Source organism: Nostoc sp. NMS7 (genome assembly GCF_017115085.1).
Taxonomy (GTDB): Bacteria; Cyanobacteriota; Cyanobacteriia; order Cyanobacteriales; family Nostocaceae; genus Nostoc.
Window position 1 is genome coordinate 18,137 of the sequence record NZ_JABXKJ010000246.1, and the last position, 13,140, is coordinate 31,276.

Genomic DNA, 13,140 nt, shown 5'->3' on the forward strand with positions numbered 1-13,140 from the left:
ATCGACTATTAACTCTGCACACAAGATGACTGAAGCAACAGCAACTCGTCCCAATATCTACGTCCACGAAACCGGGCCAACGATTCATTACCTAGTGGCAATGCCCCAACCAGAAACCCATCTGTTTGAGGTGACTTTACGCCTTGCTGATTATCCTTCGGCGATTCTCGATTTAAAATTGCCGGTGTGGACACCCGGTTCCTACTTAGTCCGGGAATATGCCAAGAATTTACAAAATTTTGCGGCTTTTGCCGAGGATAAGGCTTTACCTTGGCGGAAGATCAGCAAAAATCACTGGCAGGTAGACAAAATAGGTGTTTCAGAATTAACTCTACGTTATCGCGTTTTTGCGAATGAGCTTTCGGTACGGACAAATCACTTAGATCGAAGCCACGGTTATTTTAACGGTGCGGCACTATTTTTTAGAATACCAGGCTGGGAGAACCAACCGATTCGCGTCACTATCGTACCACCACACCCGGAATGGCAGGTAACTACTGCCCTACCACCCGTTGCTGAGGAAACGAATACTTTCTTGGCTAGCGATTTTGATACTCTGGTGGATACTCCCTTTGAGATTGGTAGCCACCAATTGTATAAATTTGAGGTTTTGGGAAAACCCCACGAACTAGCAATCTGGGGACAGGGAAATTTCCAAGCCCAGCAGATGATTGCTGATATCCAAAAAATTGTTCAGGTAGAAGCGCAGATGTTCGGGGGTTTGCCCTATGAACGATACGTGTTTTTACTACATTTATTTAGCCAGGCTTTTGGCGGTTTGGAGCATAAAAACTCTTGCTCTTTAATTTACCAGCGTTTTGGATTTCGCGCTCAGGATAAGTACGATCGCTTTATCCAATTGGTAGCACACGAGTTCTTTCACTTGTGGAATGTCAAGCGAATTCGCCCAAAAGCATTAGAGGTTTTTGATTACGACCAAGAAAATTACACACCATCATTGTGGTTTTGTGAGGGGACTACTAGTTATTACGACTTGTTAATTCCTTTGCGGGCAGGAATTTATAATGTTAAGTCGTATTTGAATAACTTGGGCAAAGAAATTACTAGATATCAAATGACACCGGGGCGGAAAGTACAATCGGTTTCTGAGTCGAGTTTTGATGCCTGGATAAAACTCTATCGCCCGGATGCCAATAGCGGTAATTCCCAAATTTCCTACTATTTAAAAGGAGAAATGGTATCGTTGTTGCTGGATTTACTGATTCGCTCTACTCACGACAATCAGCGATCGCTCGATGACGTAATGCAGAAAATGTGGCAGCAATTTGGGCAAGCTGAAATTGGCTATACTCCAGAACAGTTGCAGGAAGTTATAGAATCTGTTGCCGGAATCGATTTGACTGATTTCTTTAAACGCTATATTGATGGCATTGACGATTTGCCCTTAAATCAGTACTTAGAACCCTTTGGCTTACAGTTGGTAGCAGATCAGCAGGAAGAACCTTATCTGGGTGTGAGAATAAATACAGAAAATGGGCGGGAGATGATTAAGTTTGTAGAGACTGGTTCACCTGCACAACTAGGGGGAATTGATGCAGGTGATGAGTTGCTAGCAATTGATGGGATTAAGGTAACGGGGAATAGTTTAAGCGATCGCCTGAAAGATTACCAAACAAACGATACAATCGAAGTCACAGTTTTCCACCAAGACGAACTGCTTACCTATTCCATCACCCTCGCCTCACCACATCCCATTCAATATCAAGTAAAACCTGTTGAGCATCCTGACTCCACACAGGAGCAAAACTTTGCTGGATGGCTTGGGGTTGCGATCGTAACTGTTTGATAAAGGGCATTGGGCATTGGACATTGGGCATTGGGCATTGAGAATTAGTTATTTTCTCCTTGTCCCCCTTGTCCCCCTTGTCCCCCTTGTCTCCCTCATCTCCCTCACTCCTAAGACGTTCTCACCGCCCCAGAATAAATCAAACCCCGTTGCAGATCCAGCGTTATAATCGCTCCATCTCGAATCGCCTGCGTTGCCTGCTTTACGCCAACAATCACTGGCACACCGAGACGTAAACCAATGACTGCTGCGTGACTAGTGAGACTTTCCTCTTCCGTAATAATCCCGGCAGCTTTCCGAATTGCCTCCACAAAATCGGCACTAGTTCGAGGTGCAACCAATATGTCTCCATGATTAAAGTTACTAACATCCATACCAGTATTAGCCACTCGTGCGCGACCACTCACTGAACCTTGTCCCAGTCCAATTCCCTGACCTAATATTGCCGTCACCACCTCAACCTTAATCAAATCTGTGGAGCCGGAAATTCCCTGGAGTGTGCCAGCAGTCATTACTACTAAATCACCCTCAGACAGTAACTTCAGTTCCTGAGCCACATTGATCGCAGCTTGAAATGTCTGACCAGTGGAAGGTAATCCTAGTACTAACAGTGGTTTTACTCCCCACACCATTTGTAGTTGTCGCGCCACATTCACATGGGGTGTCACTGCCAAAATCGGTGTCTGGGGACGGAACTTAGAAACATTGCGAGCTGTTGCCCCAGTTTGCGTTAGGGTCATGATTGCCGCCGCGCCTAGTTGTTCGGCAATTTGACCTACAGCCTGACTAATCGCATTGGGAATAGAGCGTCGGGCATCTCTGGAAGAACGTAAGTTTAAGTGTTGGACTTCTTCCTGCTCCATGCGCTCGGCAATCCGTGCCATCGTCGCCACTGCTTCTACAGGGAAGCTACCCACTGCGGTTTCATTGGAGAGCATCACAGCATCCGTGCCATCTAAAATCGCATTTGCCACATCCGACACTTCAGCGCGAGTGGGACGGGGATTGCTCACCATGCTGTCTAACATCTGAGTAGCGGTGATGATCGGAATTCCCAAGCGATTTGCTGTGGCAATTAGCCGCTTTTGGAGTACGGGAACATCCTCTGCTGGCAATTCCACCCCTAAGTCGCCTCTGGCAACCATTACGCCATCACACAAAGCCAGAATCGCCTCCATTTGTTCGATGGCTTCGTGCTTTTCAATTTTGGCAATCACTGGTACTTGCTTGCCTGTACTGGAAATTAGCTCTTTAATTTCGATCATGTCCTGCGGATTGCGGACAAAGGAAAGCGCCACCCAATCTACACCCTGATCGAGACCAAACATCAGATCCTCTCGGTCTTTGTCGGTCATTGCCTTAACTGACAGGTAAACGCCAGGAAAGTTTACGCCTTTGTTGTTAGAAAGTTTACCAGGCACGGTAATGCGACAATGCAAATCACCTTTGTCGCGGTTAATCTCCTCCACCAGCATTTCGACTCGTCCATCATCGAGGAGGATTTTTGCGCCAACCGGGACTTCTTCGGCTAAATAATCGTAGGTAACGCAGCTAATTTCTTGCGTACCTACCACCGGACGATTTGTCAAGGTGAAGCGATCGCCTTTTGCCACAACTATAGACCCGTTGTCAAACTTCCCCAAGCGAATTTTTGGGCCTTGCAAGTCTTGGAGAATAGCCACTGGCTGATTTAGTTCAAAGGCGGTTTGCCGAATTAAGCGAATACTACGCTGATGGTCGGCATGAGTTCCGTGGGAAAAATTTAGCCGCAGCGTCGTGGCTCCCGCTTCAATAATCGCCTTCAGCATTTCAGGACTGCTAGTGGCGGGGCCAATAGTAGCGACAATTTTTGTCCGGCGCAGAGAATCTCTTAATTGCATAGGGGCTGAAATTAGGGAGCTATCTGGGAAGTCATCGTAACTTAAGTGGCATCTCCTTTTCAGTCACTGCTATATCAATAATAAGCAGTTAGAGAGGGTTTATCGGAGAGTAGGGGCTGTGGGTTAGACTAGATATAGTACATCAATCTTGTCTCCATCCTCCTGACGAAGGACTTTATCCGATCAACTTATTGCCGATTGTCATACCCCACTTATCAGTAAAGACTTGGCCTCGTCTGGAATCATAGCGTTATTCATCTAGTGATATGCAAAGCTGTAGATAAATATTGGTATACAAAACTTAGCAAAACTTTATTATTCGCTAATCTTTTATCGTATATTCGTAATGTTTGGTAAAGAAGGAGTCAATGTCAAAAATGATCACATCGGAGGCACAAAAGCCACTGATAATCCCACCCAAGGAATTTTTAGCGCCTCCTGGTGATTTCAATCGCACGCTACTCCTGTTTTTCGTAGCTGTGGCAATGCTGGTGTTATCTAGCTTTGGTTACTGGCTTTGGGAATGGCCGCACTGGCTGTGCTTTAGCGTTAATACTATTGCCTTGCATTGTGCTGGGACGGTAATTCACGATGCCTGTCACCAATCGGCCCATCGCAATCGGGTGATTAATGCAATGTTAGGGCATGGCAGTGCGTTGATGCTAGCTTTTGCTTTTCCAGTATTTACGCGGGTGCATTTACAGCATCATGCCCATGTTAATCATCCTAAAGACGACCCAGATCATTATGTCTCTACGGGTGGCCCTCTATGGCTGATTGCGGTGCGGTTTTTGTACCACGAGGTATTTTTCTTTCAACGGCAACTGTGGCGTAAATATGAGCTATTAGAATGGTTCATCAGCCGCTTAATTGTCGGTGTAATTGTTTATATATCAGTCCAGTACCACTTTTTGGGTTACATTCTCAATTTTTGGTTTATACCGGCTTTTGTGGTGGGGATAGCACTGGGGTTATTTTTTGACTATTTGCCCCATCGTCCTTTTGCGGAGCGCGATCGCTGGAAAAATGCTCGCGTTTATCCTAACCCAATTTTGAATATCCTGATTATGGGGCAGAATTACCATTTAGTTCATCATTTGTGGCCTTCGATTCCTTGGTATAATTACCAGCCTGCATATTATCTGATGAAGCCCCTGTTAGATGAAAAAGGATGTTATCAAACTTCAGGATTGTTGCAGAAAAAGGACTTTTTTGAGTTTGTTTATGACATCTTTTTAGGAATTCGGTTTGATCATCACAAAGAATAGAGTTGATAAAGCGATCGCTTGCTCACGGCTGACACTAGGAAAGTGATCTAAAAACTCATCTAGTGAGTCACCCGCTTCTAGATAATCGAGCAAGGTTTTTATCGGCACACGAGTACCAACAAAAACAGGGATTCCCCCCAATATATCGGGGTCGCTATGAATAATAGGCGATGTGGATGTCATATAGTTAGCATGTGTGCGATAGACTACCTTCCGATCCTAGCTTTCATGGTCTCGGAAATCTCAGCATCTATTCCATTGTCCTCTTGCGGAACGCGATCACTATTTTTCTTGCGATTTATCCCTCAAGGTACAACTTCAAAAGACTGATTGCCACGAAATCGATAGATGTGGAAATCTCGATCAAGAGTAAAAATTAGTCTCTAATTTAAGGTTTCAGCAGTAGCTACCAAAGAAGCATCTGCCAAATCCATTGGGATATCTCGATATTGCTCCATTAGCGAGAGATTCAATTTAACTTCCAATCAGACTTGGGAGCAGATTCTTCTATTTTTCTCCCAAGATGAACACACTGCCTTAGAGCAGTTTTTCAAACTGTTTGACGAATTCATCCAAACAGAAGATCCCAGTGAATTTCAACCGAATACAACGATTAACAATTCAAAATTGTTCGCGCAGCGTCTCGTAGAGAAGAGAGTTTCAGGCGAGGATGCTCTAGATATTCTTGGTTCGAGAGTGGTTGAACAAGAAGTATTGGATTTGATTGAAGAACCCGAAACCTGGTGAACTGTGGCTGATCAATTTAGGACTTGCAGCCCAGACGCGCCCTGTTATATAGCCTCAAAGTACATCAGGCTCTTAGTCTCAACCAAGCATCTCAATCCCGTCAGCATCCAACGAGATTGTTACATTGTCACATTGTGTTTGACTGCAATTGTCCAATACTGAAATGTTTCACCTCCAATTTTATCGCTATTCTCACGGTAAATTTGCCGCAAGCATTCATAAAATCCTTGGGCTTCATTCTCCAATCCAAATGTCATCAAGCACTTTAATATACGGGTGATGCGAAGATAATTGTGGTCAAAAATACAGACCCATTCGCGTTTACGATTCGGATACTCTTCTGACTGGCTGACAATTATTTTTCCATCATTACTCTGGTGGCGTTGCAACCCATAAAACTGAAGCATGACTGTGAAGGAACGCAGCAAATTTTGACGTAGGTGTGGGTTGCTTTGAAATGCTTTAATTACTTCCTCATCAACGATGGGTGCGTCAGGATTGAATGCACTTCGCTCAGGCAAAGGGAACAACCACTGAATGTAATCATGGACGCACTCCAATTCTTCAAAATCCCAAGTCCACATCTCTTGAATTGTCCGACCTTCTGAATCTCGTTGTTCCCCTAAGTAGAACGGAACAAGCATTGCAGTTAGTTGTTTTTGATGATTCATTGCAAACTACCTTCACAACTCAACATCTTTATTTTGGGCGCGATCGGCTTACCAATGACCTGAAATCACTACAACAAGCTACTAATATTCTCCCACCAATAGCAGCAGGTTGAGCAGCGCCCATAACACACAATTGTATTTTTATGCTGTTTGTTACATGTATTTTATTTAAATAATTTACACTTTTGACTTAACTGCTGGCTGTGATGCTTGTAATGATTGGGGCAAACTCCAGTCGGGACGCAAACTAGCGGCGTTGCGTAAATAGGTATGATGAATTGAGGCGGAGGCTGGCAGATAGGCGTGGATTAAGAACCGAATGCAGCGCTGTAAGCTACCTTCGACGTGCATTTGCTGCACATCCAACATGGCTACATTATCCCAACCAGGACGCGCTCTGGCGATCGCAGCTGGAAAAATCGCATCCAAATCGCGTGTCACTGAGAAAGTCACACTAATCATGTCCCTCGGCTGGAATTGATTCCGGTTTTCCAGTTCATCTAGTAGTTCTGTCACCACCTCTCGCATTGCCTCAACGGTATTTTCTGAAACGGTTGTTGCTCCGCGAATCGCCCGCATTTGCCACTCCACGTCAAATCCTCCTTAAAACAGAAAAGTCAGGAGCAAGGACTTAAGAACGAGAAGTTAAGATTTTTAACTCATAACTCCTCACTCATAACTCCTAACTCATATTAGGGTCGATATAACCACAACGGTAAACCACTCGTAGACATTTCAAATTCGAGCCAATCAATACCAGCCCCAATTCCTGATGAAAACTGACGACTCCCTGGAAGAAAGCGACTCAATAAGGGTTTACGTTCTTCTAGGGTATAGCAGAGAGTTTTTTCCGGATCAAGTCCGACTAGTTCTGCTGTCCAGCGACGGGCATCTTCTTCTGTGCCCAGGCGGTCTACAACACCCAACTCTAGGGCTTGCTGTCCAGTAAAAATCCGACCATCGGCGAAAGTTTTCACAGTTTCTACTGCTAAAGAACGTCCATCAGCTACCGTTTGGACAAACTGCTGATAACTTGTGTCAATCAACTCTTGCAGGATGTTTGCTTCTGGTTGAGTCAGTTCCCGGTCGAAAGCCAAAATGTCTTTGTAAGGGCCAGACTTAATTACCATGAAGGAAACACCGATTTTTTCTAGCAAGCCTTCCAAGTTATTCCCGCGCAGAATCACACCGATACTACCCGTAATTGTACCTGGGTTGGCTACGATGTGTTCGGCTCCCATGCCGATGTAGACTCCTCCAGAAGCCGAAATATTGCCAAAGCTAGCGACGATTTTAATTTTTTCGCGCAAACGCTTCAGGGCGCTGTAGATTTCTTGGGAATCTCCAACTGTACCGCCAGGGCTATCGATACGTAGCAATAATGCTGGAAACTTTTTTTCTTCTACAGTTTTCAGGGCTTCTAGGACGCGTTTGCGAGTAGCACCGGCGATCGCACCGGTAATTTCAATCCGCGCAATTTGTTTTCTAAACTTGGGCTTAAGCGGCCAAACCATGAGCTGTCAACATACCTCGTAATAAATTCAATATAAGATGCCCAACGGTCAGACGCCCTGCTTTACTCTGTTAAGAAACATGAGCAGTCATTCTGCTGATCAGGATTTTAAGGAAAATTTTATATTTTACAGGGAGTTTTATTTGATATTCTCAATGAATACTAATTAAGTCCTAAAAGCTTGCAGCTAACACAAAATGCCAAACTCTAGTCTAGCGTTCAACGTGATGATTTAGCAGGGATTATTTTAACTGTTTTGCAGAACTTAAAATTATAAAACCCTTGGTATTCTGACTTTTTGAGGATTGGTTTACTACGATCGCACACCTGCACTAGTTGTCAGTAATTAATAACTAATAACTAATGAATAATAAGTATTTAATCAATCACCTCGGCACTGAATTTAATTAATAAAAATTCATTCAGCAACACTAATCCCTATCTAAGTTAAGGCCAGTAGTAGTTTCACCTTTGGAAATATGACTTTTTCCTCGCTTCTACAGGCCATGAGCAGCTGACGAAGGTATTTCAATTATTTATGAACCTACTCGTAAAATTTGACACCGATAATAAACGTACATATCAAACAGTACGCCGACGAAAGTACAGGTCAGGCTAATCACAAATAATCCGCGTAGGGGAGTTCCACTGCCAAAGGTGGCGAGAAAATGCCTAATCTGAATAGCGATCGCCTCAGTTAACTCTTGTAAACCAGGGAAGTGACTGCTCAGTGATAGAAGGAGCAATCCGCCGCCAACTAGGAGCATGGGAGCGACAAAACTAAAAATGATTGTAAGTAGTAAAGAGCGGAGAAAGTTTGTGAAAATAGTCATTTAGGACAAACTCCGTGAGTAGAGATGACAATAGCCCGATAGCGGTTTCTCATTTTCTAGAATACGAGCGATCGCTTCCGAACAGACAATCTGTCAAAAATCTTAAGTTTTCATTAAAAGAAACGGCTATCAGTTACAGCAGATGGGGGAGTTATCAAAAATGACTTCAATCTCCCAAACCCTTGCAAAATCAATGTTAGAGCCAAGGCTAGCAGCTATTTATTGGTTTGCAGCACCTTTAATAGCAGCTTCACTTTCTGAGAAGGTCTTTAATCTAAGTTAATGTTTAGTCTTCTTAAGGGAGTGGAGAGTAGGCTTGCCGTGAGCGTAGCCGAATGGGAGTAGGGGAAGAAGAAGCAGAGGGGAGAGGTAATTTCTCATTCTCCCCATTCCCCATTCCCATGACTTCCGCTATTCTTAAAGCAGTTACCGAGTTAGCTACAGAACATTGAACCAGACTACATCCGAATCCAGTTTAGGAAAATGGAGTCAGCGGCTACTGTCAGCGATTTTTCTGGGTGGGCAAGTACTAGTTCACCTATTAAAGGGCAAAATCCATCGGCGCAACACCTTACAACAAATGGCAGCAGTTGGGCCAGATTCCCTATTTATTGCCCTCGTGACGGCTATTTTCGTTGGCGCGGTGTTTACCATTCAGGTGGCGCGAGAATTTATCAACTTTGGGGCAGGAAACGTTATCGGCGGAGTGCTTTCTATAGCCTTGACACGAGAACTCGCTCCCGTGTTAACAGCAGTGGTTTTAGCCGGACGAGTCGGTTCTGCCTTTGCAGCAGAAATCGGTACCATGCGAGTCTCAGAACAAATTGATGCCATGTTGATGTTAAGAACAGATCCAATCGATTACCTAGTTATCCCCCGCGTCCTTGCTTGCTGTTTAATGCTACCAATTTTAACTCTCCTGTCTTTGATAACAGGGATGTTTGGGGGATTAATAATTGCGACAAATATCTACAACCTCTCTGATACGGTATTTCTAGACTCAGCCCGTAACTTTCTTGGTATCTGGGATATTTTTAGCGCCATGATTAAGGCGTGTTGCTTTGGCATTTTAATCGCCGTAATTGGTTGCAGTTGGGGGTTAACGACAACAGGAGGAGCCAAAGGTGTAGGACAATCAACCACAACTGCTGTTGTGACTGCCTTGCTAGTTATATTTGTGAGCAACTTTTTTCTTTCTTGGTTAATGTTTCAGGGGACTGGCAGTGCATTTACACAAAGTCCATAAAAATTAAGAGTTAGAAGTGAGGAGTTTTAAATCATAACTCATAACTCTTAACTCCTAACTCCTGTACAGACGCGATTAATCGCGTCTCTAACTCCTAACTCCTGACTCCTAAAATAGGAGATATCCCTACTAATAAAGCAGGATTTAAGATTGTGACCAGTTCATTTGCTCCTAACTCCACATCAACTGTGGAACTCAAGCCTAGTTACAATATACCTATAGTGTTGGTGATTGCCGCTATTCCACTACTGTTGGTACAACCGTGGGTAGGCTCCGTTTTCACACTGTTTGGTTTGTTTCTCATGTTTCAGGCGTTAACGCTGCGTTTGCAATTTACCGCCACCGACTTAGATATTTACAGAGGCGAAAAATTGATTCGGCGCTTTCCCTACCAGGAATGGCAAAACTGGCGGATATTCTGGAATGGAATCCCCATCCTGTTTTACTTTAAAGAAATTAAAAGTATTCACTTTTTGCCGATTTTATTTGACCCCAACACCTTGAAAACTTGCTTGGAACAACGTTGTCCACGTATTTAGTGTTGAGTGCTATCTGTGCTGAGTTGTTTTGCTTTAAACTCATAACTCAGCACTCAGGACTTTTATGGCAGGTCAATTGTAATATTTCTGAAAGCTATTTATTCGCGTCATCGGAATTACACTATTGTTTATGAACTCAGAGGCATCTCAAACCCCAGAACCAATTGATGAGCGGTTGGCAGAAAAAGCAGAACAGAACAATGCATTTTTTCATCCAGTAAATCCATCTGTTGAGTCAGTGGTAAAAACAGAAGCCATTAGCTCATCAGAAGGCTACTCAACTTCTGAGCCACTCATCTCCAATGCAGAAGTGGTAGATTCTCCAGTAGAGCTAACAGAAAATTCAAATGGCGAGTTTGTAGGGCAGTTAGAAGCCGAAAATATCACACTGGGGTCAGAAATAGGATCAGAAAATAATTCATTATATGCAGAAGCAGAGCAGCGAGTGGCAGAGTTGCAGAGTGCTGAGGCAGTTCTCAAGTCAGAAATAGCCAAGCTGCAAGCTTCTTATAAAAACCTTCAGTCCCAAGTGAGTGAAACTCAAACCTCGCTGGGACGACTTGTGCAAGAGTCGCTGGTGCAGTTAGAACAACGTAAACAAACCCTGCAAATTTCTGTAGAACAGCTAGAACGCCGTCAAGAACGTATCCGCAACGAGATGCGAACCACTTTTGCGGGTACATCCCAAGACTTGGCAATTCGAGTGCAGGGTTTTAAAGACTATCTCACAGGTAGCTTACAGGATTTGGCCTCTGCTGCTGAACAGTTACAACTGACGCCAAGTGTGGTGGAACGAGAAAAACCATCTATAAAAGAGGCTAAACCAGTTGAATCCCAACCTGGAATACCCCAATTTGCCCAACAGCAGTTTCAAGATACTACAAAGCAAATTCGCCGCCTAATTGATCAATACCGCAATAAACCAGATTACTATGGGCCAGCGTGGCAACTACGCCGCACCTTTGAACCAATCCATGCAGAACGAGTCTCTAACTGGTTTTTTACCCAAGGGGGACGGGGTGGTTTGCGGACAATGGGTAGCCGCTTACAGAATATTCTGATTGCCTCAGCCACAATTTCGATATTACATAAGCTATATGGCGATCGCGTCCGTACTTTAGTCTTAGCTAATACACCGGAGCGGTTAGGTGAATGGCGGCGCGGCTTGCAAGACTGTCTGGGAATCGGTCGCCCAGATTTCGGCCCAGACCGAGGTGTGGTATTATTTGAGGCATCTGATGCTGTGGCTCAGAAAGCCGACCGATTGACGAAAGCCAATCAACTGCCCTTAATTATCATTGACGATTCAGAAGAGCAAATCAGTTTGTCACTGCTGCAATTTCCCCTCTGGTTAGCCTTTGCCCCTGACCCCAAAGCAGTGAGAAACTATGATGATGACTTTTAAATTAGTCATTAGTCACTTGTACTGAGCGTTCGCGTAGCGTCTCTACGAGAAGCCGTTGGCGCAGCCTCTCGTAGAGAAGTATTAGTCATTGGTCATTGGTCAAGAGTAATACCTCTTGACTTTTTTGAATTTTGAATTTTGAATTTTGAATTGTATTATGGCTATTTGGTTAACTCTGTGCGCGGCAATTGTGGTCATAGCTTACCTGCTGGGTTCTTTTCCCACTGGCTACATCGCTGTGAAGCAGCTAAAAGGTATTGATATTCGAGAAGTTGGTTCAGGTTCTACTGGGGCAACTAATGTATTAAGAACCTTGGGGAAAGGGCCAGGAGCATTGGTTTTAGTACTTGATTCCTTAAAGGGAGTATTAGCGATCGCTCTAGTTTACTGGTTGTTCAATTTTAAGCCAATTCAAAATTATATCCCCCCAACGGTAGATGTACAACTGTGGCAACCCTGGATAGTAACAATATCTGGGTTAGCTGCCATCCTGGGACATAGTAAATCGATTTTTTTGGGCTTTACTGGTGGTAAATCTGTTGCTATTAGCTTGGGGATTTTGTTGGCAATGAGTTGGCAGATAGGTTTAGCAACAGCAGGTGTGTTTGCCGTGGTTGTGGCGATATCGCGGATTGTCTCTTTGAGTTCAATTGCAGGTGCGATCGCAGGTTGCATTTTCATGGTACTTTTGCATCAACCGTTACCCTATGTTCTGTTTGGGATTGCCGGGGGATTATATGTAATTTTGCGCCACCGCACTAACATTCAACGACTGCTTGCGGGAACGGAGCCAAAAATTGGACAAAATGTAGCAACAGAACCAGAACAAACTACATAATTGACCAACCGACAAATAGATATATTTTTTGCCTCCATGCTTCAGCCACGGCTAGGCTTACGAACGAACGTTTCCTTTAATCAAACGATGGAAAAGGCGGCAAGGCCACAAAAAAGCTCCACAGATATCTTACTGAGGCGATGGCGGCCACAACTCGCCAACTCGAACTAGGCCCAGTCGCAGACTCTGAAGAATGAGCTTGTGTACTTTTAGGTAGTTCTGGCACTAAATGAGATAGCTGACTGGCTGTACTAACCCCTTCAATCGCTGCTCCAATTAAATAAGCTACCAGGGCAATTACTAGCCAGTGATTCATAATATTCAATTGTTTGAACTCTGAGCGTATACTTGGCAATGAGCAATCATTTGATTTCTCGCGCCTATCTAAAAAAG

General features: G+C 44.1%; 13 protein-coding genes and 1 pseudogene. 7 read left to right on the forward strand and 7 right to left on the reverse strand.

The genetic code is table 11. The annotated features are described in order from the left end of the window. The first annotated feature begins 25 nt into the window (after positions 1 to 25). Positions 26 to 1,807, forward strand: a complete 1,782-nt coding sequence (locus HWQ38_RS33560) for a M61 family metallopeptidase (RefSeq protein ID WP_292802580.1) — start codon at positions 26 to 28, stop codon at positions 1,805 to 1,807. Between the two features lie 110 nt (positions 1,808 to 1,917). On the opposite strand, the gene pyk is transcribed toward HWQ38_RS33560, so the two are convergent. Continuing rightward, positions 1,918 to 3,687, reverse strand: coding sequence for a pyruvate kinase (gene pyk, locus HWQ38_RS33565; RefSeq protein ID WP_292802583.1), 1,770 nt, complete (start codon positions 3,685 to 3,687; stop codon positions 1,918 to 1,920). A gap of 377 nt (positions 3,688 to 4,064) precedes the next feature. Between pyk and crtR the strand changes: the two genes are divergently transcribed. After that, a complete protein-coding gene (crtR, locus tag HWQ38_RS33570; protein ID WP_292802815.1) occupies positions 4,065 to 4,955 on the forward strand; it encodes a beta-carotene hydroxylase in 891 nt (296 codons plus the stop codon). Here crtR and HWQ38_RS33575 read toward each other — a convergent pair. Further along, positions 4,923 to 5,138, reverse strand: a complete 216-nt coding sequence (locus tag HWQ38_RS33575) for a DUF433 domain-containing protein (RefSeq protein ID WP_292802586.1) — start codon at positions 5,136 to 5,138, stop codon at positions 4,923 to 4,925. The two genes, crtR and HWQ38_RS33575, sit on opposite strands and share 33 nt — an antisense overlap. Before the next feature lie 683 nt (positions 5,139 to 5,821). Continuing rightward, positions 5,822 to 6,346 (reverse strand): opioid growth factor receptor-related protein, encoded by a 525-nt coding sequence (locus HWQ38_RS33580; RefSeq protein WP_292802589.1) that lies wholly within the window; start codon positions 6,344 to 6,346, stop codon positions 5,822 to 5,824. Between HWQ38_RS33580 and HWQ38_RS33585 the strand changes: the two genes are divergently transcribed. Continuing rightward, complete coding sequence (locus HWQ38_RS33585; RefSeq protein WP_292802592.1) at positions 6,346 to 6,486, forward strand: hypothetical protein; 141 nt, start codon at positions 6,346 to 6,348, stop codon at positions 6,484 to 6,486. The two genes, HWQ38_RS33580 and HWQ38_RS33585, sit on opposite strands and share 1 nt — an antisense overlap. A gap of 64 nt (positions 6,487 to 6,550) precedes the next feature. Here HWQ38_RS33585 and aroH read toward each other — a convergent pair whose 3' ends face one another. The 3 genes from aroH to HWQ38_RS33600 form a co-directional block, all read right to left on the reverse strand. Further along, entirely contained in the window at positions 6,551 to 6,964 is a 414-nt protein-coding gene (aroH, locus tag HWQ38_RS33590; RefSeq protein ID WP_292802594.1) for a chorismate mutase, read from the reverse strand. Between the two features lie 101 nt (positions 6,965 to 7,065). Next, the gene (gene sppA, locus HWQ38_RS33595; protein WP_292802596.1) at positions 7,066 to 7,887 is read right to left on the reverse strand and encodes a signal peptide peptidase SppA; all 822 of its coding nucleotides are present in this window, start codon (positions 7,885 to 7,887) and stop codon (positions 7,066 to 7,068) included. Between the two features lie 535 nt (positions 7,888 to 8,422). After that, on the reverse strand, positions 8,423 to 8,719 hold the full coding sequence (locus HWQ38_RS33600) for a hypothetical protein (RefSeq protein ID WP_292802599.1): 297 nt from the start codon (positions 8,717 to 8,719) through the stop codon (positions 8,423 to 8,425). A 448-nt stretch (positions 8,720 to 9,167) separates the two neighbouring features. Between HWQ38_RS33600 and HWQ38_RS33605 the strand changes: the two genes are divergently transcribed. The 4 genes from HWQ38_RS33605 to plsY all read left to right on the forward strand — a co-directional run bounded on the left by HWQ38_RS33605 (position 9,168) and on the right by plsY (position 12,747). Next, positions 9,168 to 9,965 (forward strand): MlaE family lipid ABC transporter permease subunit, encoded by a 798-nt coding sequence (locus HWQ38_RS33605; RefSeq protein ID WP_292802602.1) that lies wholly within the window; start codon positions 9,168 to 9,170, stop codon positions 9,963 to 9,965. Positions 9,966 to 10,087: 122 nt separating this feature from the next. Beyond that, entirely contained in the window at positions 10,088 to 10,504 is a 417-nt protein-coding gene (locus tag HWQ38_RS33610; protein WP_292802818.1) for a DUF3119 family protein, read from the forward strand. Between the two features lie 130 nt (positions 10,505 to 10,634). Next, complete coding sequence (locus tag HWQ38_RS33615) at positions 10,635 to 11,909, forward strand: DUF3086 domain-containing protein (RefSeq protein WP_292802605.1); 1,275 nt, start codon at positions 10,635 to 10,637, stop codon at positions 11,907 to 11,909. Between the two features lie 157 nt (positions 11,910 to 12,066). Further along, entirely contained in the window at positions 12,067 to 12,747 is a 681-nt protein-coding gene (gene plsY / locus HWQ38_RS33620; protein ID WP_292802608.1) for a glycerol-3-phosphate 1-O-acyltransferase PlsY, read from the forward strand. Positions 12,748 to 12,804: 57 nt separating this feature from the next. Here plsY and HWQ38_RS33625 read toward each other — a convergent pair. After that, a pseudogene (locus HWQ38_RS33625) lies at positions 12,805 to 13,063 on the reverse strand (hypothetical protein). Positions 13,064 to 13,140 lie beyond the last annotated feature (77 nt).